The sequence below is a fragment of the Opitutia bacterium KCR 482 genome, assembly GCA_029269845.2.
In the GTDB taxonomy this organism is placed as follows: Bacteria; Verrucomicrobiota; Verrucomicrobiia; order Opitutales; family Intestinicryptomonadaceae; genus Merdousia.
This window is the reverse complement of sequence record CP149973.1, coordinates 1,760,722-1,782,575: the sequence shown is the minus strand read 5'-3', so window position 1 is coordinate 1,782,575 and position 21,854 is coordinate 1,760,722. Positions and strand designations below refer to the sequence as shown.

General features: G+C 56.9%; 20 protein-coding genes. 13 read left to right on the top strand and 7 right to left on the bottom strand.

Annotated features, from left to right (window positions below):
* The first annotated feature begins 6 nt into the window (after nucleotides 1-6).
* Genes P3B99_007580 through eda form a run of 5 tightly spaced genes read left to right on the top strand, consistent with a single transcriptional unit; the run spans nucleotide 7 to nucleotide 4,182 of the window.
* On the top strand, nucleotides 7-1,281 hold the full coding sequence (locus P3B99_007580; GenBank protein WYJ07061.1) for a tetratricopeptide repeat protein: 1,275 nt from the start codon (nucleotides 7-9) through the stop codon (nucleotides 1,279-1,281).
* A gap of 2 nt (nucleotides 1,282-1,283) precedes the next feature.
* The gene (lptE, locus tag P3B99_007575; GenBank protein ID WYJ07060.1) at nucleotides 1,284-1,799 is read left to right on the top strand and encodes an LPS assembly lipoprotein LptE; all 516 of its coding nucleotides are present in this window, start codon (nucleotides 1,284-1,286) and stop codon (nucleotides 1,797-1,799) included.
* Complete coding sequence (rpe, locus tag P3B99_007570) at nucleotides 1,793-2,452, top strand: ribulose-phosphate 3-epimerase (GenBank protein ID WYJ07059.1); 660 nt, start codon at nucleotides 1,793-1,795, stop codon at nucleotides 2,450-2,452. Before lptE ends, rpe begins: the two co-directional genes overlap by 7 nt.
* A 12-nt stretch (nucleotides 2,453-2,464) precedes the next feature.
* On the top strand, nucleotides 2,465-3,550 hold the full coding sequence (locus tag P3B99_007565) for a hypothetical protein (protein WYJ07058.1): 1,086 nt from the start codon (nucleotides 2,465-2,467) through the stop codon (nucleotides 3,548-3,550).
* 5 nt (nucleotides 3,551-3,555) lie between these two features.
* A complete protein-coding gene (gene eda / locus P3B99_007560; GenBank protein WYJ07057.1) occupies nucleotides 3,556-4,182 on the top strand; it encodes a bifunctional 4-hydroxy-2-oxoglutarate aldolase/2-dehydro-3-deoxy-phosphogluconate aldolase in 627 nt (208 codons plus the stop codon).
* Nucleotides 4,183-4,418: 236 nt separating this feature from the next.
* Here eda and P3B99_007555 read toward each other — a convergent pair whose 3' ends face one another.
* The 5 genes from P3B99_007555 to P3B99_007535 form a co-directional block, all read right to left on the bottom strand.
* Nucleotides 4,419-5,303: a TorF family putative porin gene (locus tag P3B99_007555; GenBank protein WYJ07056.1), complete on the bottom strand. Its 885-nt coding sequence runs from the start codon at nucleotides 5,301-5,303 to the stop codon at nucleotides 4,419-4,421.
* Between the two features lie 463 nt (nucleotides 5,304-5,766).
* Nucleotides 5,767-6,744, bottom strand: coding sequence for a substrate-binding domain-containing protein (locus P3B99_007550; GenBank protein ID WYJ07055.1), 978 nt, complete (start codon nucleotides 6,742-6,744; stop codon nucleotides 5,767-5,769).
* Nucleotides 6,741-7,766 carry a serine hydrolase gene (locus tag P3B99_007545; protein WYJ07054.1) on the bottom strand — a complete coding sequence of 342 codons (1,026 nt, stop codon included), beginning with the start codon at nucleotides 7,764-7,766 and terminating at the stop codon, nucleotides 6,741-6,743. Before P3B99_007545 ends, P3B99_007550 begins: the two co-directional genes overlap by 4 nt.
* Nucleotides 7,766-8,695: an SDR family oxidoreductase gene (locus P3B99_007540; GenBank protein WYJ07053.1), complete on the bottom strand. Its 930-nt coding sequence runs from the start codon at nucleotides 8,693-8,695 to the stop codon at nucleotides 7,766-7,768. The genes P3B99_007545 and P3B99_007540 overlap by 1 nt, the downstream gene beginning before the upstream one ends.
* Nucleotides 8,696-8,783: 88 nt before the next feature.
* Nucleotides 8,784-9,818, bottom strand: a complete 1,035-nt coding sequence (locus tag P3B99_007535) for a Fic family protein (GenBank protein ID WYJ07052.1) — start codon at nucleotides 9,816-9,818, stop codon at nucleotides 8,784-8,786.
* A 248-nt stretch (nucleotides 9,819-10,066) separates the two neighbouring features.
* Here P3B99_007535 and hisC point away from each other — a divergent pair, with 248 nt between their 5' ends.
* From hisC to P3B99_007500, 7 genes are all read left to right on the top strand, one after another.
* Nucleotides 10,067-11,158 (top strand): histidinol-phosphate transaminase, encoded by a 1,092-nt coding sequence (gene hisC / locus P3B99_007530; protein ID WYJ07051.1) that lies wholly within the window; start codon nucleotides 10,067-10,069, stop codon nucleotides 11,156-11,158.
* A 1-nt stretch (nucleotide 11,159) separates the two neighbouring features.
* The gene (locus P3B99_007525) at nucleotides 11,160-12,473 is read left to right on the top strand and encodes a transporter associated domain-containing protein (GenBank protein ID WYJ07050.1); all 1,314 of its coding nucleotides are present in this window, start codon (nucleotides 11,160-11,162) and stop codon (nucleotides 12,471-12,473) included.
* A 13-nt stretch (nucleotides 12,474-12,486) separates the two neighbouring features.
* Complete coding sequence (gene acnA / locus P3B99_007520) at nucleotides 12,487-15,141, top strand: aconitate hydratase AcnA (protein WYJ07049.1); 2,655 nt, start codon at nucleotides 12,487-12,489, stop codon at nucleotides 15,139-15,141.
* Between the two features lie 24 nt (nucleotides 15,142-15,165).
* Nucleotides 15,166-15,639 carry an STAS domain-containing protein gene (locus tag P3B99_007515; GenBank protein WYJ07048.1) on the top strand — a complete coding sequence of 158 codons (474 nt, stop codon included), beginning with the start codon at nucleotides 15,166-15,168 and terminating at the stop codon, nucleotides 15,637-15,639.
* Nucleotides 15,639-17,081, top strand: a complete 1,443-nt coding sequence (locus P3B99_007510; protein WYJ07047.1) for a SpoIIE family protein phosphatase — start codon at nucleotides 15,639-15,641, stop codon at nucleotides 17,079-17,081. Before P3B99_007515 ends, P3B99_007510 begins: the two co-directional genes overlap by 1 nt.
* Before the next feature lie 33 nt (nucleotides 17,082-17,114).
* Nucleotides 17,115-17,417: a YbaB/EbfC family nucleoid-associated protein gene (locus P3B99_007505; protein ID WYJ07046.1), complete on the top strand. Its 303-nt coding sequence runs from the start codon at nucleotides 17,115-17,117 to the stop codon at nucleotides 17,415-17,417.
* Between the two features lie 102 nt (nucleotides 17,418-17,519).
* The gene (locus tag P3B99_007500; protein ID WYJ07045.1) at nucleotides 17,520-18,215 is read left to right on the top strand and encodes a GMP synthase; all 696 of its coding nucleotides are present in this window, start codon (nucleotides 17,520-17,522) and stop codon (nucleotides 18,213-18,215) included.
* 381 nt (nucleotides 18,216-18,596) lie between these two features.
* On the opposite strand, the gene P3B99_007495 is transcribed toward P3B99_007500, so the two are convergent.
* On the bottom strand, nucleotides 18,597-19,577 hold the full coding sequence (locus P3B99_007495) for a malate dehydrogenase (GenBank protein WYJ07044.1): 981 nt from the start codon (nucleotides 19,575-19,577) through the stop codon (nucleotides 18,597-18,599).
* Between the two features lie 35 nt (nucleotides 19,578-19,612).
* Nucleotides 19,613-20,656: a DUF481 domain-containing protein gene (locus P3B99_007490; protein WYJ07043.1), complete on the bottom strand. Its 1,044-nt coding sequence runs from the start codon at nucleotides 20,654-20,656 to the stop codon at nucleotides 19,613-19,615.
* A 169-nt stretch (nucleotides 20,657-20,825) separates the two neighbouring features.
* Between P3B99_007490 and hpnH the strand changes: the two genes are divergently transcribed.
* A complete protein-coding gene (hpnH, locus tag P3B99_007485) occupies nucleotides 20,826-21,851 on the top strand; it encodes an adenosyl-hopene transferase HpnH (GenBank protein ID WYJ07042.1) in 1,026 nt (341 codons plus the stop codon).
* Nucleotides 21,852-21,854: the final 3 nt, after the last annotated feature.

The window sequence follows — 21,854 nt, the reverse complement described above, 5'->3', positions numbered from 1 at the left end:
CGCAAAATGAGAATTAGCGAATACATCAAATCGGCGGCGGTCGCGCTGTCGCTTGCGGCGGCGGGGACGGCGAATGCCGACCTCGTCTGGAACGCCGAAAAAGGCTGGGAGGTTCAGGGCGGCGTAATAGCAAACGTCCTCGGCGAGGCGAAAACGGTCTCGAACGCGCTCCAAGCCATGAACGAGGGCAAGCGGGCGCAGGAGGACGGCGAAAACAGGGTCGCCCTCTCCTACTACAAAACAATCATCACGCAGTATCCCGACTCCATTTTCGCGCCCGAAGCGTACTACCAAATGTCGCTCGTCTACACAAAGCGCGGGCAGTTCATGGACGCGTTCGAATCTTTGCAGGAAGTCGTGAAACGCTATCCCGACTACCCCAAATTCAACAGAATCATCGGCGAGGAATACAACGTAGCCTCGATTATCCAAAGCGGCGCAACCCCCTATCTCTGGGGCTGGTTTCCGTGGTTCACAAACTACAACGACGCAATCAAAATCTACGAGGGCGTCGTCAAAAACGCCCCTTACAGCGACTACGCCCCGATTTCCCTGATGAACATATCCCTCATCGCCGAGCAGGAGGACACCCCCGAAGTCGCATTCGACGCGCTCGACAGGCTCATCAACAACTACCCGCAAAGCATGTTCGCGCCCGACGCCTACATGCAGATGGCGAAAGTCTACCGCGGCATGGTGGCGGGCCCCGAATACGACCAGTCGCCCACAAAGAATGCAATCAGCTTTTATCAGGACTACCTCATTCTCTTCCCCAAAGAGGCGGGCGTCTCGAAAGCCGAAGAGGGGCTCGACAAAATGCGCGACACCTACGCCCGCAGCCGCCTCGTCATGGGCGATTTCTACTACTACTACCGCAACAACCACGTCGCGGCGTCGATTTTCTACAACGAGACAATCACCCTTGCGCCCGACAGCCCCGCCGCGGAGGAGGCGCGCGCGCAGCTGAAAAAAATCAAGGACGGCATTCTCGCGCCGATGACCCCCTACGACTGGTTCTGGGGCAGGTACGAAAAGCCCACTATCGACCAGTTCGACGACGAAACGCAAATCGCGAAACTCGACAACGAACAGTTCGAAACGATGTCGGTCGAAGACTTCCTCGCAACCCCCGGAGCGGCGGTCTATCAGGAGACCGACGCCGACGGAAAGACAAAAACCTACGAGGGGCTTGCCCCGATTTTCGGCGAACCGCTCGACGACTTCCTCTTCGAAGACGGCTTCCGCCAGTGGACCTCCGACGAAATCGAAAAAGCGGAATAGACATGAAAAAACTCGCCACACTCCTCACGCTTTCCGCGCTCGCGCTTTTCGCGGCTGGCTGCGCAAATTACAGGCTTGCGGGGACTCCCACGGAGCTTCCGTTCAAGTCGGTCTACGTCAAGCCCGTCAGGAACGACTCCTATGCGGCGCAGGCGTCGAACCTGCTCACAAACGAAATTTCGAACGCGATAAACCGCACGCCAAACCTCAAAACCGCGCTCGCGGGCGACGCGCAGGCGACGCTCTCCACGACAATCGTATCATACGAGCGCAAGCCGGTCGCCACGCGCGAAGACGATACCGCGCTCGCGGCGTCCTACGCAATGGAGGCTGTCGCCGAATGCACGCTCGTGCGCTCCAACGGCGACGTCGTTTTCAAAAACAGGAAAGTGCGCGCGCGCGCGATGATTTACCCCGAAGCCGCCAACGGCACGCTGGGCGCGGAATACCAGAACATGCCCGTGCTCATGCGCGAACTTGGCGGAAAAATCAAGGACGCTGTTATAGGAATATGGTAAACTCTCTCGAAATAGCCCCGTCGATTCTCGGCGGCGACCACGCCGCGCTCGGCGAATCGGTCGAAAAAATAGCGGCGGCGGGTCTGAAATGGGTTCACGTCGACGTGATGGACGGACACTTTGTGCCGAACCTTTCGTTCGGACCAGGGGTCGTGAAGGCGCTAAAAAAACGCCGCCCCGAAATGTTCTACGACGTCCATCTCATGCTCGACAACCCGCACCTGTACATCGACGCGTTCGCCGAAGCGGGCGCGGACATGATTACAATCCACGTCGAGCCTGACTACCCCGTTGCGGCGACGCTCGACAATATCCACACGGCGGGCAAAAAGCTCGGCGTCGTCATAAACCCGAAAACCGAAATCGGGGAGGCAATCCCCTACCTGCCGCGCGTTGACATGGTGCTTGTGATGAGCGTGCAGCCAGGCTTCGGCGGGCAAAAGTTCAACCCCGTCGCGCTCGACAAAATCTCGCGCCTTGCGGCTCTGCGCGACGAGCTGAAACTCTCGTACCGCATTGAAATCGACGGCGGAATCACCGCCGAAAACGTCGGCGAATGCGTGAAACGCGGCTGCGACACGGTCGTTGCGGGAACGGAATTTTTCAAAAACGGCGCGGCTCTAATCGCCGCGGCAAACGCCGCGCTTCGATAAGCCGCCGAAAAAATGGAGACGGACAACGCAAGCCCGAAAAACGCAGGCGTTTCGGAAAGCCGCGAAACGTCGGGCGCGGACTTGCCAGACTCTCCCGCTGCGCCCCGCAGGCGCAAAAATAAAAAGCTCAATTTAAGGCGCAAAATTTCGTGCGCCGTGCTCTGCTTTACGTTCGTCGCGGCGTTCGTTGCCTCCGCGCTCGTTTTCCGCGGCTGCTCCGCCCTGAACCAAACGGCGGACGACGCCTACAATGCGGCAAAAAGCGCGTTGTCGGACGCCGCGCAGTCTATACAAAAATCGCTCGCCGCCGCCCCGAAGGCAACCGTAAGCTACGAGACCGAATTTCTGGGCGCAAGCCCCGAAAACAAATACGTTGTGGCAGGCATCGACGAGCGCGTGAAAATCAGGGCGGACTTCTCCAAATTCAAATTTCTTTCGGGCTCTCTGCAAATGGAGGCGGTGGCGCACTACCAGTACTACATTCCGTTCAGAGGGCTGAAATTCGACACGAGCAAGTCGGACGACGGCATGCTGCGCTTCGCGTTCTACTTCGACGCGCTCGAATGCGAAACGCCCGTCAAGTACTCCGAAATCAAATGCGACGTCCGCGAAAGCTCGATTTCCGACGGCGTCAACGCGAAAATCGCCGAGTACAAAAAAAAGCGAGTTCCCGCAGTACCTCGCCGAGCGTTCCAAAAGCGCGCAAAACATGCTCCGCGCGAGAATCGACGCCGAAGTTTCGCTGAAAAAATACGTCCTCGAAAACGTGCTCGCGCCGGCTGGCTTCCCCGCGGACAAAATCGGCGCAATCGACATTATTTTCGACACGCAAAAATTCGAAGCTTTCAAGTCGGGCGTCCGCAACGGCGGGGAACGCTAAACGCCCGCGCCCGCGAAGCCGACTCCGCGCGTGCGGCAAGCAGATTCCGCGTTTTCAAAATCAGCCGCATGCCCCGCCGACGCCGCGCATTCCGCGTGTGGAAGCCAAGCCTTTGCGCGGCGCAAATCGGGCGCGGCAAAAAAAATCGCGGGAATCCGCAAATTGGCGCAAAATTTAATTTGCAATCGAATGAGAATGCGCCAAGCTCGACGACATGAAAACTTTGGCTGAAAAAGTAAGGGAAGCGCGCATTGTCGCGGTTCTTAGCGTAAACGACAAAAACGACGCCGTCGATTTGGCAAACGCCCTCGCCGACGGCGGCATCAAGGCAATCGAGCTTACGCTCCGCACGCCCAACGCGTTCGAATGCGCGTCGGCGATTGTCGAAAAGGCGCAGAAAATCATGCTCGGCATCGGCACGGTTTTGACGCCCGAACAGGCGGAGGAAGCCAAGAGGCGCGGCGCGGATTTCGCCGTAAGCCCCGGCTGCAACGTCCGCGTGATTGACGCCGCGCAAAAGGCGGGTCTGCCCTTCGCCCCCGGAATCATGACGCCCAGCGAAATCGAGCAGTCGCTCGAACACGGCTGCACGCTCATGAAGTACTTCCCCGCGGGCACGACAGGCGGCATGAAGCACCTCGAAAGCATGGCTGCCCCCTACAAGCACCTCGGCGTAAGCTTCATTCCCCTCGGCGGCTTGAAGCTTGCGAACATGGGCGAATACCTTTCGTCGCCGCTGGTGGCTGCAATCGGCGGTTCGTGGATTGCCCCCGCAAAGCTCATCAACGAGCGCGACTGGGCGGCTATCCGCAAGAACGCGGAAGAGGCAACGGCGGCTCTCAACGCCTAATTTCCCCGACATTTCAAAAAACAAAAAGGCGCGGAAATTCCGCGCCTTTTTTTGCGCCCGCGCGTTCAGTGTTTTTGCAAAGCGCATAGCGTCAAAGCCCGCAAAACATGCGGGCTTTTATTTGGCGCGTGGAGGGATTTTTATTCGGGAAAAATTACGCAAAAAAAGCGCGGTCGAAAAACCGCGCCGTGTATTGAAAGAATGCAAACCCGACTCCGCAAGCGCGGAATGTCGGCTTAGAAGCCGAAATCGACTTTGCCGCCGAACCAGAGGTTGTTTTCCCTGCCCTGCAAGGGGTAGTGGTCTACGGGGTCGCCCTCGTTGCCGCCCTCGCGCATCGAATAGCGGATACCGCCGCTGATTGTGCAATAGTCGGTAATGGCGAAAGCGATGTCGCCGCTGACGCCCCAGTAGAAATAGGAAACGCCGCTGTCGGGGCTGCCGTTGTCGCCGTTCTTTCTGCCCGACGTCAAGTAGCCGCCGTAGACGCTGACGGGAAGCGTGAAACGCGCGTCGTCGAGCAGCTGCTCGCCAACGGGAATGCTGTACGAAAGCGAGATTTCGACAACCTGCTGTTTGAGAATCCAGTTGTAGAAATAGTACGCGGAGGGGTTGAGGTTGATTCCGTCGAGGTATGCGGAGGTGTCGAACGCGCCGCCGACGTAAACTTCCATGTCGCGCGAAAGCTTGTTATGGGTCTGGTCGGAGTCGGGATAGTAGTAGAGGATATACCCGACATCGAGGCGCATCGACTTATAATAGTAATTCACGCCGCCGTAAATGTCGATTTCCGTAAGCCCGCCCTTGTTGCCCTCAACGGGGGTGTTAGCCCACGCGCCCGCGTAGATGTCGAAGCCGTACACGGGGTATGCAAACTCTACTTTCGGCTGGATTGAATGCCCCGCGAACTTCTCGCCGCGGAACATGTACTGCGATTCGTACCCAACCGACGCCGACACGCTCAAAAGCGACAGCGACATCTCGGGAGCAATGTCGCGAACCGCCGACGCGCCGCCCGCAAGCGTTGACGCAACCGACGCCGAAGACGACTCAACATCGGCCTGACCAAACGCCGACACCGCCGACGCTACCATCATCGTTATATACGCAAATTTTTTCATAAACTGTACTTTTATCCAAAACCTTAACACCACACCTCCATTATGCAAGCCTTATTTCAGACGCGAGCCGCGCCACTCGTCGGAGCTTCGCTCCTTTCTGTGATTATGCGGCGCGGCTATAACCGCGCCTTTTCTGTTTTAGTTCGTATTGCCGTTGGCAATTACTGGAATTGAAATTGACGAATATCAGACAGAAACTAATTAAATAGACGCGCTTTGCGCGGATAAAAAAAACGAAAATCCGCAAACGCAAATTCTCCGCCTACCGCCCCACCCCGCTTTTATCCCAGCGCACTCTAAAAATCTTCGTGCGATAGCACTCACTTGTTAGGCGCGTCAAAGTGCTTTCATAAGGGTGGCTTTCCTGTGCGCACAGGGCGCGTGGCGTACTTTCGTACGCGAGCGGTCTGGGCGTACAGGGAAACGCCCTTAGGGAAGTGCTTTCACGCGCCGTCTAACGCGCCTACTTTATCCAGCGTTTCCAATCTGAGATGAATGAGTTGAGATTTTTTGGGGTCGCAACGAGCGGCTTCAACAAGCGCACTTCTTTTTCGGGATTGCTTTTCCCGACCGCCTTTTCCGCGAGTGCGCGCGCCGCAAAATAGCCCCAGCCGTAGTAGTCGCCGAAAACGCACGCGTTGACGGAGGAGTCGGCAAGATAGCGTTCAAGCTGCGGAACCGCGCCTACGCAAACAGCGAAAAGCCTGTCGGAATCGCGCTTAATGGGCTGCATGTCGGCGAGCAAATAGGGGCTGAAAAACAGCTCGCCGTAGTCGTCGCGCCGCATGATTTCCACGGAATTTTGCCGCGCGTAAACCGAGTAGTAGTCGGCGGAGACAAGCTTGGGATTGTATTTCGAAACCGCCTCTTTGTACGCGTCGAGCGGCATTGCGCCGCCCAAAAGCGCGGAGATTTCGGCGGTGTCGGTCGGCGGAATGTCGGCGGACGGCGCGCCCCTGAAATAGCAGAAAAGCGAGAATTTTTTTCCGCGCGAAAGCTCGGCGATAAGCCCGGAAAGAATTTTCCCGAAAGAGTCGCGGTCGTCGCCTACAAAGCACAGGCGTTTCGATTCGGGCATGTCCGAGCCTACGAGCGCTACGGGAAAGCCCCTGTCCGCCAGCGCGGAAATTTTTTCGGAAAGCGGCTTCGCGCATTCTACGGGCAGAACGACCGCGCCCGCAAAGCCGCCTATATACGCCCCGCCGAGCTGTTTTGCCTGGTTTTCGGCGGAGAGGCGGGCGTCGATGTACTCGACCTCGAAGGTTTTTCCGTAGCGCGATTGAAGCTCCGCAAACGCGTCGCGCATGCCGTTGAAGACGGCGGCATTTTGCGGCGTGAGGGCGTCGGGAGCAACGAACGCGAATTTCAAAGAGCCGAACGCCGGAAGCGCGAAAGCGGCGGAAACGAAGAGCAGAACTGATTTAAAAAAGTCGGTTTTCATTGTGCGTTTGAAAGAATTTTTACGAATTGCGAAAGCGAGTCGGCGCAGAGTTTCGCCGCGCCCTTTGCGTCGCGCGAGGCGGCGAAAAACGCCACCGCGACGCGCTCGGCGGGGAACACCGCAACGACGTTCGCGCAGCCCTCGAAGTAGTCCGCCGACACGCGGAACGAGACGCCGCATTCGGTCGAGGAAGTCCAGCCGCCGCCGAATTTGCAGTCGGAATCGCGAGGGTTGCGGCGAGAGTCCAGCGCGGCGCGGGTCGCGATTTTCGGGCTGTCGGCGGTTTCGCATTCGAGCCATTTTGCGCAGTCGGGAACGGTCAGCGCGAACGCGGTCGCGGGGAAGTCGGGCTTGTCGAAAGACGCGAAGCGCGGCGACGAAAATTCAAGCGGCTCGAAGAGGTATTTTTTTGCGCACGCGGCGAACGCCTTTTTCAGATTGCGCGATTTCTTGTCGGAAACATACGCCATTGCGTAGCCCGCCAAAGCCGCGCTTGCTCGCGACCTCGCGAAGAAACCGTTTGCGGCGCGGGGCAACTGGGCTGCGATTCCGAAAAATTCGAACGCGTCGGCGTCGGGCGGAACGAGCGAATCGGCGTAAGGCTCGAAGCCCGCCCGCATGGAGAGAAGGTCGTCGAAAGTCGCGGGGCTGTCGGCGGGCTTGAAATACGAGCAGTGCCGCGCGACGCGCCAGTCCGCCGCCAATTCTCCGTCGGATTCCATCGCCGCCAGCATAAGCGAAAGCAGAGGCTGGGACGTGTTTCCGAGCGGGTAGACGCGCCCGCTTCCCTCCGAAAAATCCGCGCCGAAAATTATCCGCCCGCGAGCCGCCGCGCAAACCGCGCCCGACTTTGCGCCGCACTTTGCAAGCCCCGCGCGGAAAGACTCCGCAAGCGGCTTCAAAGCCGCGCCCGAAAGGTTTTGCGCCGACACCTCCGCCCGCGCAAAACACGCGGAGAACGCAAGAAGCGCGAAAGCCGCAAAAAGCCCCGACAACGCCGACGTTTTCGAATCACGCGCCATCACAGTTTGAAGCGTTTGACGGGCAGCTTTCCCTCGGCTTTGAGCCAGTCTTCGACGTCGGCGGGCACGCGCATTTCGTCGAAAAGTTCGTCGAACATGCACGAGCGCGTTTTCACGCGGGCGGCAAGGCACGACATGTCCATGGTCAAATCTACGCGCCTGTCGCCCGTTGTCGGCACGACGTATTTTTGCGGGTCAAGCCCGAAGTGCTTTGCGATGCGCGCGGCCATGTCGTAGCGGCTGACGGGTTCAAGCCCCGCGTAGTGGTAAATGCCGCTGACGTTCGGGCGTTCGCAAAGCTCGCAAAGCAGGTCGGCGAGCCTCGACGCGGAAAGCGGGCACTTGATTTCGTCCGTCCGCGCCGATACGGGCTTTCCCGCCGCCCAAGAGCGCAAAAGCTTTTCGTGCAGCGAGCGTTTTGTAGTGAGGCTGTTTCCGCTGACGTGGCTTAGGCGCAACACGACGCTCGACGGCGCGCAGATTTTCAGAACCCGCTTTTCCGCCATGAGCTTCGTTGTGCCGTAGAGGGTTGCTGGCATGGGAACGTCGGTATTTTTGTAGGGCGGGCACGAGCCGTCGAAAACCATGTCGGTCGAAATGTGAATCAGGCGCGCGTTGACGTGCTTGGCGAGGATCGCCAAAGTTTCGGGGAGCACCGTGTTCATTTTCTCGGCGAGTTCGGGCTTTGCGTCCACGTCTGCGGGGCTTGAAATCGCCGCGCAGTTTACGACCATTTCGGGGAACGCGTCGAGAACCGCGCGTTGAACAGCCGCGGTGTCGGCGAGGTCGATTTTCATTTGTTCGACCCCCTTGAACTGCGGAAGCCCGTGCGAATGCGAAACCGCAACGACGCGGTGCCCCGCCTCCGACGCCGCCTTTATGAAATTGTAGCCGACAAGCCCAGTCGCGCCCGTACAGAAAATCAGCATAAAAAAACCTTTGTTAGTTGAGTACAGTTTGGCACGCAAACCCCGACACGCAAACATATTTTGCCTTTGCTGAAAAATCGGGGGGAACTCAAAAATAAGTGTTCACGGCAAAATCGTACTGGTCGATGAATATTTTTTTGAACGCGCTTATGTTGTTTTGCTCATAGAACACCAGAACCGCCTCCTTGTATTTGAGCGAATCGACGCTTCTAAACGACAGCGGACAGCATTTTTCGGCAATCAAAACAGCGTTGCCCACAATCCGCGAAGTGCGCTTGTTGCCGTCCGCAAACGGCTGGATATACGACAGCAGCAAAACCGACAACATCGACCTTTCGAAAACGTTTTTGCGCCCGTTTATCAGATTGCACGCAAGCTCCATCGCCTTCCTTATCTGGAAGTCGTTGTCGAGCGGTCTGTAATTCGTGCCGGTGATTCCCACCCTGCTCCTGCGGATATTGCGCTCTACGTTCAAGTCGCGCACAAGAATGCTGTGCACGTCTTCGATTCGGCTTACGGAAAGCGACTGCAAATAGTCGGGATTTTCGAGAAGAAAGCGCAGCGCCTCTTTGTGGTTTAAAAGCATGATAGCCTCTTCGCGGCTTTTCCCGTCCGCCTGCTTGCGCTCGCGCAAAAGCCGCTCGGTCTCCAAAAGCGAATACGTGTTGCCCTCTATTTGAGACGACTTCCAGCTCAAATCTATGCCGAGCCGCTCCATTTCCGCGTTGTAGGAGTCCGCCGAAATTTTCGAAATGTTCTCCGTGAACTTCCGTTGCAGGGCGTCGAGACGGCGCATTTCGTCGCCGCTGAAAAGCTCCACTTTGGGCAAAAGGTTTTCGAGCAAATCGAAGTTGAACGACGTCTGAACCGTGCGCTCGTCGATTTCCTTTTTGAAATACTCGTCTACGTCGTAGGTGCGCAACAGGTGGGCTTTCGGCGTTATGCTATAGCGCGACGCCCGCCCGCGCCCGTCAATAGCAATCATGCCGTTTTCTACGGCGTCCGACAAAAGACGCTTCATGCTCGAAGGACTCGGCGGGTTTGCGAGGTTTTCCGCTATCTCCGACCTTGTAGAATCGGGATTGTAGTGGAGAAACCCTAAGATTTCATCTAAAATCGACATACACTAAAAATCGGTTTTCAGCTCAAAATGTCAAGTTTTTTGAGGCTTTTCGGCTCACCGTGAGCCGTATTTCGGGTAAATTCGCCATATTTTGAGCCGATTCGCCTCCGTTTGAATTGCGCCGAACGCGTTTTTTGCGGAAGGCGCGGACGCGCCCGAAACGCCGCCGCGGTGAAAATAGCGCAATATCTGCCTTGCAAAAGCCGTGGCTATATACATAGTTAAAGGAGATTATTTATAGAGTTATCATGAAGCTTGAAAATACGGTAAAATCGCAAATCAAAAACCTGCCCGTTTACGAAACGGGAAAACCAATCGAATACGTCGCGCGGGAGTTCGGGCTTGACCCCGACGGAATTTTGAAAATGGCGTCCAACGAAAACCCCCTCGGCCCGTCGCCCAAGGCGGTCGCGGCGGTATCAAAGCACCTCGAAACGCTCAACTACTACCCCGACGGCGGCTGCTACGAGCTGCGCCAGAAACTCGCAAAAAAGTGGGGCTTGCAACCCTCGCAGTTCGCTTTCGGAAACGGCTCGAACGAGCTTCTCGAATTCATAGCGCAGTGCTTTGTGGACAGGGGCGACGAAACCGTCTTCGGCGCGCAGTCGTTCATCGTCTACAAACTGGCGACCATTTTCATGGGCGGCAAATGCGTCGCCGTGCCCATGCCCAACCTAAAATACGACCTCGACGCCCTGCGCGACGCCGTGAGCGACAAAACGAAAATCGTTTTCATGACAAACCCCAACAACCCCACGGGCTGCGTCGTGAAGCAGTCGGAAGTGGAAAACTTTGTGCGCTCTCTCCCCGAACACGTCGTGTTCTGCTACGACGAAGCCTACACGGAATATCAGGACGAACAGGTTGACTTGCGCCCGCTCATCGCGGAGGGCCGCAATGTAATCTGCCTGCGCACGTTCTCGAAAATCTACGGCTTGGCGGGGCTTAGAATAGGCTACTCGTACTCGTCGGAAGAGCTTGCGGGCTACATCAACAGAGTGCGCGAGCCCTTCAACGTAAACAGCCTTGCGCAGGTAGGCGCGCTGGCGGCTCTCGACGACACCGAATTTGTGGAGGAAAGCAGGCGCGTGAACAACGCGGGCAGAAAGCAGTTTGTGGAGGCTTTCGAAAGGCTAGGCTTCGAATACTATTCGGACGGCGCGAATTTCGTAATGGTAAAAGTGGAAAACGCGCCCGACGTGTTTGTGCAGATGCAAAAGCGCGGGGTAATCGTGCGCCCGAACGTCGGCTACGGACTGCCCGAATGGCTGCGAATCACAATCGGCAAGCCCGAACAGAACGAGCGCTGCATAGACGAACTTTCGAAATTCGCAAAATAGAATGTCGCCCGTCTGGCAGATAGCGTTGTGCGCGTCGCTTGCGCTGGCGGCGACGGCGGCGGGCTCGTGCCTCGCGGCGGCGTCGGTTGCGGTGGCGGCGTACAAATTCGCGAACCTCAACAAGCCCGAAAAGCCCAAGCTTTCGGGCGCGGCGAAGTACTGCGTGCTGAACTCCGAAAAGACGGCGTCGGTCGTCTCGCTCGGCCGCAGGTTTCTGTTCGCTGTGGGCACGGTCATGGCGTACTTCGCGGCGGACGGAATGGACGAGCTTGTCTGCGGAGCTCGCCCCTCCACGTTTTCGGGCGCGGCAATCGCGGTGGCGGCTGCGTTGGCGGTGCTGTTCGTGCAGTACGCGGTGTTCGACATTCCCGCAATGCGGCTGGGGCGCAACTTCCCCGAAAAGACGATGGCGAAACTCGGGGGCGCAATGTACGCTGCGTTCGCGGTTTTTCTGCCTTTCGAATTCCTGTCGAGACGACTGGGGGCAAGACTCCTGCCGAAAAAGCTCAAAGACCTCGAAGTCGGCTTCGACTACATCGACGTTGAAATGATGCTCCGCGCCGAAGAAAACGACGCGGAGGCAATCACGCCCTACACGGGGAAAATCGTAAAAAACGCCTTCAAATTGCAGGAGCTTGACGCAAGCGACGTAATGCTGCCGCGAAGCCAGGTTGTGTACCTCGACACCGAATGCTCGAACGCCGAAAACGTCGCGCGGGCGACGGAGTCGAACCACACGCGCTACCCGCTCTGCAAGGACGACCTCGACAACTGCTTCGGGATTGTCCACATCAAGGACATTTTCATAAACGGCGGCGTGGCGAACCCCGACGCGATAGACTTCATGAAAATCCGCCGCGAGACGTTCCGCGTGAGGGAGAACGACAAGCTCGAAAGCGCGCTCGCAAAGCTTCTGAAATACAGGCTGCACATGGCTCTGGTGGAGGACGAATTCGGCGGGGTCATCGGGGTGCTTACGCTCGACGCCGCGCTCGGAGAGCTTGTCGGGAAAATCCGCGACGAGTTCGACCGCTCGCGCACAAGCGACATCAAGGCCCTCGGACGCAAAAAATACCTCGTGCGCGGACGCGCCACACTCAGAAGCGTGGAGGACTTTCTCGACGTAGATTTCGATACCGACGAAGTCTCCACTTTCGGCGGTTTGATTACTTTTTTGCTTGGCAGATTCCCCGAAAAAGGCGAACGTCTCTACTTGAAGGAACAGCGCATGCGTATCAGAATCGACACCGTCGAAGACAAGCTCGTCGGGGAATGCACGGTCGAGATTGAGGACGCCGAAAAAAACGAAGATTAGAGGAATTTTATACATGAAAAATCCGCTCAATACACTGAAAAAGTTTGCGTCGGAAGAAGGCGGCGCAAAGGGTTATATATACAGCCTCAAAGAGCTTGAAAAATCGGGCTTCGACGTGTCGAGACTGCCCGTGGGCATAAAGATTGTGCTCGAAAGCGTGCTCAGAAACTGCGACGGCAACCGCGCCACGGAAGCCGACGTCAAAAAGCTCGCGGCGTGGAACGCGGCAAACCCCGGCGACTACGAAGTACCATTCGTTGTTTCGAGAATCGTTTTGCAGGACTTCACCGGCGTTCCGCTGCTCGTAGACCTCGCGGCAATGCGCGACGCCGCCGCAAAACAGGGCAAAGACCCCGCGGTGGTCGAGCCGCTCGTGCCCGTGGACTTGGTCGTCGACCACTCGGTGCAGATGGACTGCGCGGGAGTCCCCGAAGCTTTCGAAAAGAACCTCGAAAAGGAGTTCGAGCGCAACCGCGAAAGATACGAATTCCTCAAATGGGGGCAGCAGGCGTTCAAGACGTTTTCGGTCGTGCCGCCCTCGACGGGCATTATCCACCAAATCAACATGGAGTACCTTGCGCGGCTCGTCTTTGAGGGCAAAGAGGACGGCGAAACAATCTTCTACCCCGACACGCTCGTAGGCACGGACTCGCACACAACGATGATTAACGGGCTTGGCGTCGTAGGCTGGGGCGTCGGCGGAATCGAGGCGGAAGCGGGCATGCTCGGACAGCCCGTGTACTTCAAAGTGCCCGAAGTTGTGGGCGTGCACGTTTCGGGCGAACTGGCGGAGGGCGTCATGGCGACGGACCTCGCGCTGTTCGTTACGCAAATGCTCAGAAAGGAAAAGGTCGTGGGCAAATTCGTGGAATTCTTCGGCGAAGGCGCAAGAAAGCTGTCTCTTGCCGACAGAACGACAATCGCCAACATGGCTCCCGAATACGGCGCGACAATGGGCTACTTCCCCGTTGACGAAACGACGCTCGAATACCTGCGCCTGAGCGGCAGAAGCGAAAAGCAAATCGCGCTCGTCCGCGACTACTTCAAGGAACAGGGAATCTTCGGCATACCGCTCAAAGGCGAGTGCGACTACACAAAAACGCTCGAACTTGACCTCTCGAAAGTGAAGCCCGCAATCGCGGGCCCGAAGCGCCCGCAGGACAGAATCGAGCTTGCCGACGTCAAAAAATCGTTCGAAACTTTCATCGCCGAAACAAAAGGCAAAAAGTCCGCAGAAGCCGAAACCTCGAAAGGCAAAATCGGCGACGGCAGCGTGCTCATCGCGGCGATAACAAGCTGCACAAACACGTCGAACCCCTCTGTTATGGTAGCGGCGGGTCTTGTGGCTAAAAAGGCGGCGGAACTCGGAATCAAGCCGCCGAAATACGTCAAGACCACAATCGCCCCCGGCTCGCGCGTGGTGTCCGACTATCTCGAATCGGCGGGGCTTCAAAAGTACCTCGACATGCTCGGCTTCAACCTCGCGGGCTACGGCTGCGCAACCTGCATAGGCAACTCGGGGCCGATTGACGACGAAATTTCCGAAGCGGTAAAGGCAAACGACCTCGCATGCGCAAGCGTGCTTTCGGGCAACAGAAACTTCGAAGCGCGCGTGCACGCGCTCCTCAAAGCGAACTACCTCATGAGCCCGCCGCTCGTCGTGGCGTTCGCAATCGCAGGCAGAATCGACATCGACTTCGACAGGGAGCCGCTCGCAAAAACGCCCGACGGCAAAGACGTGTACCTCTCCGACATTTGGCCGTCCTCGCGCGAAGTCGCCGAAACGGTCGCAAAGAACGTCAAGAGCGAGATGTTCAAAAAACGCTACTCCGACATGCGCGGGCCCGACCGCTGGCAGAAAATCGAAAGCTCGGCGGGAAGCGTCTACAAGTGGAATCCCGACAGCACCTACATTCAGAACCCGCCGTTCTTCGAAGAGTTCACAATGGGCGCGCCGAAAATCGCGGGACTGCAAAACCTGCGCCCGCTCGCAATCCTCGGAGATTCGGTCACGACCGACCACATCTCGCCCGCGGGCGCAATCCGCCCCGACGGCCCCGCGGGCAAATACCTGCGCGAACACGGCGTGGAACAAAAGGACTTCAACTCCTACGGATCGAGACGCGGCAACGACAGAGTCATGACGCGCGGCACTTTCGCGAACGTCCGCATAAAAAACAAAATGGCGGGCGGCGTCGAAGGCGGCTACACGAAAATCGACGGCGCGGGCGAAAACGTGTCAATCTTCGACGCGGCGGAGGAATACCGCAAGCGCGGCGAAGGGCTGATTGTTTTCGGCGGAATAGACTACGGCATGGGAAGCTCGCGCGACTGGGCGGCAAAGGGAACGAAGCTGCTCGGAGTGAGGGCGGTTGTGGCGAAGTCTTTCGAAAGAATCCACCGCAGCAATCTCGTGGGAATGGGAGTTCTGCCCTACGAATTCACAAACGGCGAAGACGCTGCGTCGCTGGGAATAGACGGAACGGAAACGTTCACGATAGATGGCGAAATCAAGCCCGCCGCAAAGGCGACGCTCAAAATAACGAAGCCCGACGGCTCGGTGAAAACCGCCGAACTGCTCCTGCGCGTGGACACGCCGATTGAAGTGGATTTCTATAAGGAGGCGGGCATTCTGCCATACGTCCTGAAAAAAATCCTTAACAAATAATCGGTCTTTTCCGCTCAAATCACTATGGGTGAAGAAACAAAATATCTCGTTAGAATTTGCGGCAAAACCGCAATGCTGGCGGTTGCGGGAAAGGCTGGCTATCTGAACTGCCGAAGCGCGGGGGAATTCTTCGCGTCGGCGGTCGAAAAGGGCTGTACGAAAGTGCTTGTCCAGCTCGAAAAATGCACGGGCATGGACAGCACGTTTCTGGGAATGATTGCGGGTGTGGCGTTGAAACTCAAAAAGTCGGACGGCGAACTGCTGCTGCTCAACCTCAACGAACGCAACCGCGAACTCGTGGAAAACCTCGGAATAGCAAGGCTCGTAAAAATCTCGGACGGCTCGATTGACGCGAACCTCGGCGACACCCTGCCGTCGGCGTCCGCGCCGACCTCGGCGATTCTCGACGCGCACCAAAACCTCGTTGACGCCGACGCCGCAAACCTAGCGAAATTCGAGGACGTAATAAGCTTCTTGAAAAAGGAAAACAAGGCGTGATGGAGTCGCCCGAAACAATTTTTCTCTGCGCGGCGGTCGCGCTGGTGTCGTTCGGGCTGGGGCTTTACTGGCGGCGCGAATACTTCCGCGCGAGGGAGGAAATCGACAGGCAGCGCGAGGAAACCGACGTCGTCATAGAATTCCTACACAAGACGGCGGAGGACATCGGCAGCGCGGGCGAACCGTCGCACTATAAGTCGAACCTCTACAAACGCATTGTGCGTGCAACCGCGCTTTCGTGCGGGGCAATGAGCGCATGCCTCTACGAAAAACTCCCCGACGGACAACTCAAAGCGATGGCGACGGAGGGGCTGTTCCCGCCGCAGTCGAAAAAAATCCCCAAACAGAAGTCGGACATTCTGCGCTCAAAATTTTTGGAGGACGCGCTCGCGGAGGAAATTCTTGCGCCGAACAGCGGAATAGTCGGGCGCGTGGCGGCGGAAAAACGCGGAATTTTGGTAAAACGCGCAGAAAAGGACACGCGCGCAATAAAACACGAAGACGAATCGCTGAAAATCCGCAGCCTGATTGCCGTGCCCGTGATATTTTCGGGCAAACTCTACGGAGTGCTCGCGGTGGCGAACCCGATTTCGGGCTGCTCGTTCACGCGGACGGATTTCTCGCTCGCGCGCTCGCTCGGAGAACAGGCGGGACTTGCGCTCCACAACATAGAGGCGGTCTCCGCGCTAATCCTCAAAAACAAAATGGAGTTCGACCTCCGCCTCGCAAGCGGCGTGCAGCAATACCTTCTGCCCGCAAAGCTCGCCAATACGGAAAACCTCGAATTCGCGGTGAAATACTTCCCGCAACAGCTCATCGGCGGCGACTTCTACGACTTCATCGAACTGCCCGACGGCAAGCTCGGAATAGTCGTGGGCGACGTGTCGGGCAAGGGAGTTTCGGCGGCGATTATCATGGCGATTTGCCAGACAAAACTGCGGTACATCGCGAGGGGAAGCGCGTCGCCGTCCGACACGCTCAGAAAGCTCAACGCCGAAATGGTGGTGGCAATGCGCTCCGACATGTTTATCTCGATGGTCTACGCAGTGATTGACTCGAACGCGTCGAAAATCACGCTCGCCCGCGCGGGGCACGAACCCGCCCTGCTCTACCGCGCCGCCACGGGGAAAACCGAAAAAATCAGAAGCGGCGGAATGGCGCTCGGCATGGTCGCGCCCGACATCTTCGACGAAACGATGGAGGACGTCTCGTTCGACTTCGCCCGCGGCGACATCTTCACACTATACACAGACGGCATAACCGAAGCAGCAGACCCCGACGGAAACGAATACACAACCGCAAAACTCGCCGAGGAGGTCTCGGCGGTCGCCGCGAAAAACGCCGCCGACATCAACAACGAAATCATCGCCGACGTCGAACGCTTCATGAAAAATTCGACATACGCCGACGACCTTACACTCGTTACAATAAAACACATTTAACCGCAATATTCACAATTAAAAAAAGGAAACATCATGCCCGGAGTAGGCAAACTTCTCAAACAGGCGCAGAAAATGCAAAAGGCAATGGAAGCCGCGCAAAGCGAGCTTGAAGCACTCGACATCGAAGGCTCGGCGGCGGGCGGCGCAGTCAAGGCGGTCGTCAACGGACAGGGCGCACTGAAATCGATAAAAATCGACCCCGAATTTTTGAAGGAGGACGCCGCGAGCGTCGAAACTTCGGTCGTGGCTGCGGTTCAGGACGCCGCGGCAAAAGCGAAACAGGCGAGCGAAGAAAAGATGTCGTCAATCACGGGCGGCTTCTCGCTCCCCTTCTAACGCAGACGCGCAAAAACTCTCGACGAACGGAGACGGAAACGCCTCCGTTTTTTTGCAAAAAAAATTTGATTTTTGCAGCGGGCGTGTAAGATGTCGTTTCCCGTGAAAATAAACATAATTTCATGCGAGGATTTCGGCGAGCAAAGACGCGCCTTCGGACGCCCTACGCCCGAATATCCGCAACTTTTCGCCGACCTCTTCCGCGCGGCGGGAACAACGCAATTCGCCGTATTCGACGCAAAACACGGCGAACTGCCCCGCCCCGAAGCGGGCGCAAAATACGTCATAACGGGCAGCCTGTCGAGCGCGTACGACGCCGACGAATGGATTGCGCGGCTGAAAAATTTTGTGCGCTTGGCATTTGCGGCAAACGCGAAAATAGCGGGAATCTGCTTCGGACACCAGCTCGTGGCGGACGCGCTCGGCGGACACGTCGAACGCGCAAAAGTCGGCTGGGGCGAGGGAATCAGATTCTCGCCGTCGGCGTCCGAATTTATGTCGGCACAATTTCCCGACGGCGGCTTCTGGCTCGACTACAACCACCACGACCAGGTTTTGAAACTGCCCGACGGCGCGGAACGCCTTTCGGGAAGCGAGTTTTGCCCAGTAGAATCGTTCGGAATCGGCAATAAAGTTCTGTGCTTTCAGGGACACCCCGAATTTACGCGCGAATACTCCGAGATGCTGTTTTCGTACTTCAAAAACGAATTCCCCGCGCCGGCGCAGACCGCCCGCGAAGCCGCAAAAAACAGGGAAACCGACAGTCTGAAAATCGGGAAACTCATAGCCGAATTTTAGGCGCAATACAGCCCTCCTCGCATACCAAAAGCCGCATTTAAAACGCCGACTCGAGCCGCTACCGCCCCCCGCCACAAGCAAAGCCCGAACATCAAGGGCTCCGCCTTTGCGCTCACGTTTCGGCAACCAACACCTGAGAGTTCCCTACACCAAGCCATTGCCAGCGGCAATGCGCCCCTTATACAGAAAAGGCGCGGGTATACCCGCGCCGTTGCATAAGAAGTTTTCGTCAAGGGCTTCGCCTTTGCGCTCACGTTTCGGCAAGCGCATTTTGAGTTCGCAAAACCAAGCCATTGCAAACGGCAATGCGTACTTATACAAAAAAGGCGCGGGTATACCCGCGCCGCTGTATAAGAAATAATCGTAAAGGGCCTCGCCTTTTTAGAAGAGCTTGGAGATTTCGGCTTGTTCTTCGAGGAGTTCCGCGTTGGAGGCGGCGATTTTTTCCTTGGCGAAGTCGTTAAGCTCGATGCCCTGAACGATTTCCCAGTCTTTGCCGTTCGAGCGGACGGGGAGAGAGGTAATCGTACCGGCGGGAGTGCCGTAGCTGCCGTCGGAGCAAACGCCGACGCTGAACCAGTCGCCTGCTTTCGTCGGGGTGACGAGAGTGCGGACGGTATCGATTGCCGCGTTTGCCGCCGAAGCCGCGCTGGAAAGGCCGCGAGCCGCGATAACCGCCGCGCCGCGCTTCTGGACAGTCGGGATAAACGTGTCTTTAAGCCACGCTTCGTCCTTGATGACGTCGAGAGCCGCCTTGCCGTCGATTTTGGCGTTGTAGAAGTCGGGATACTGGGTGGACGAGTGGTTGCCCCAAATGGTCATGTTGGAGACTTCGTTGACGTGCACGCCAGCCTTTTCGGCGAGCTGCGCCTTTGCGCGGTTTTCGTCGAGGCGGGTCATCGCGAACCATCTGTTCGAGGGAATCTTGGGGGCGTTTTTCATCGCCGTCCAGCAGTTCGTGTTGCAGGGGTTGCCGACAACGAGAACGCGGATATCGTCGGCGGCGTTTGCTTCGATAGCCTTGCCCTGACCGATGAAAATCTTGCCGTTGATGCCGAGGAGGTCGCCGCGTTCCATGCCCGCCTTGCGTGGCACGCTGCCGACGAGCAGCGCCCAGTTCGCGCCGTAGAAGCCTTCGTTCATGTCGCAGGTCGTAACGACCTTGTTGAGGAGCGGGAATGCACAGTCGTCTAGCTCCATCTTGACGCCCGCGAGAGCCTTCATGCCGGGTTCGATTTCGATGAGGCTAAGGTCTACCGGCTGTTCGGGACCGAAGATTGCTCCGCTTGCAATGCGGAAAAGCAGGGAGTAGCCGATTTGTCCGGCGGCACCCGTGATTGCGATTTTAATAGGATCTTTCATGTTTTTTTATTATTTTGCGTTAAGTTTTGAAAAAATTACTGCCAATTAAACGGGGCTTCGAACGAGAGCAGCAGACGCTGTTCCTCTTTCTGGGCGGTCGAAGCGTTGACGGCGTCGTAGTCGTACGAATAGCGGAGGGCGATTTCGAGAACGTCGGTCGCCTTCACGATGAATCCGATTCGCAGATACGCCGAGTACTGGTTGGAATTGGTGAGATTCATGCCGACGTAGCCGTTCTGTTCTAAGCGGAGAAGTTTGCTGATTTCCCAAACGAGGTCTTCGGCGACAACACCCATGAGCACCCACTTTGTGTTGAAGTCGTCGGCATTGATGTAGCGGACAGCGGGACCGGGGGCGATGTCGATTGTCAAACCGTAGCGTTCGAACTCGAACCTATAACCAAGCGTTATCGCCTCGTCGACCTGGTCTTTGATGCCCTTGACCATATCCTTTTTATAGTTGAGAATGTTTTGCACATACCAGTGGCTGGTTTCGTCGAAGTCGCGGCGGAAGTTGGTGTCGATACCCCATTTATCGAGGGTGGTGCTGGAAACGTCGTTGGTGCTTGTTTCCTGCGTATAGTTGTAGTAGGCGGTCGCGGAGAACTTGTTCAAGTCCCACTCTTTTTTGAGGTCGAACGCGCCGTAGACGGAGAACACTTTCGATGTCGTCTGGCGGTATTCAACGCCGCCGCGAAGCCTGAACTGCCAGCCTTCGGGAAAGTTCTCCTTGACGAATTCGCGGTAGTCGGTAATCCACTGCGGTTCTTTTTCGACGGCTTCGGGCGCGGTCGGGTCCGCCGCTGGGGCTGCCGCGGGCGCGGGAGCTGCCTCGGCGGATTTTTCCGCCGCCTGCTGGGTAAGCTCTGGCGAATTTTGGTCTGCGCTGATTCCGCTAATCGACGCGCGGGGAATTTTTATCGAGCCGAACGCAGTGTCGAGAATGACCTGAGCGTCGTCGGCCTGCGAAATTTTGCCGGAAATTCTGTCGCCGTTTGAGAGCGTGAGAATTTCCGCATTTGCGGTCAGAAAACCGAATGCCGCCGCAACCGCGACGATGGAAAGTTTGTCGAATCTCATCTTTGTATTTATAATTATGCCGGTATTTAAAAAATCGGTTAGCCATTTTGCCGCCGACGCGAAATCTTACAAGCATTTTTTTTAAGAGCGCGGGCGCAAAAAAAAGTTGAAGAGCGGAGGGAAAAGTGCAATATTGACCCGTTTAACAAAGTATTAGGAGATTATTTATATGGCAGTGCCGTTGTCGCAAGTATTGACAGTAGCTAAATACGCCTTGGGGAAAACCCTCAAAGGCGAAAAACGCTATCCTTTGGTAATGATGCTCGAACCGCTTTTCCAGTGCAATCTGGCGTGCTCAGGCTGCGGGAAAATCCAGTATCCCAAAAACATACTCGACATGCGCATGCCTAAGGAAAAGGCGTGGGCGGCAATTGAAGAATGCGGTGCGCCGGTAGTGAGCATCGCGGGCGGCGAGCCCCTGCTCCACCCCGAAATGCCCCAGATGATTGAAGGGTTCATCGAGCGCAAAAAGTACGTCTACATGTGCACAAACGCGCAGATTCTCCTGCGCAAAATAGACCTTTTCAAGCCCAGCAAATACCTGTCGCTGGGAATCCACCTCGACGGCACGCGCGAAATGCACGACAAAAACGTAAACCGCGAGGGCGCGTACGACACCGCCGTCAAGGGAATCAAGGAAGCCGTAAAGCGCGGCTTCCGCGTGACAACAAACACGACTATCTTCAACAATGCCGACCCCGAAACAGTCCGCAAATTCTTCGACGACGCAATGGCCCTCGGCGTGGAGGGCATGATGATTTCCCCCGGATTCCCCTACGACAAAGCGCCGAATCAGGACATCTTCCTCGAACGCAACAAGACAATCGAGCTTTTCAAAAAGATACTCGGCAACCCGAAAAAGAGCTGGGTGTTCAACCACTCCCCCGGATTCCTCGCGTTCCTCAAAGGCGAGCAGGATTACGACTGCACGCCGTGGGGCAACCCCACCTACTCCATTCTCGGCTGGCAGAAGCCCTGCTACCTCATCAACGACGGCTACTGCGAAACGTTCGCCGAACTGATGAATGAAATCGACAAGTACGGGCTGGGCAGGCACGGCACGCGCCCCGAATGCAAAGACTGCATGCTCCACAGCGGCTACGAGGCGAGCGCGGTTCGCGACATTTTCGGAACGTGGGGCGGAATGTTCCGCGCCGCAAAGCACATGCGCAATTTCAACAAGAAAACGCAATAGCAC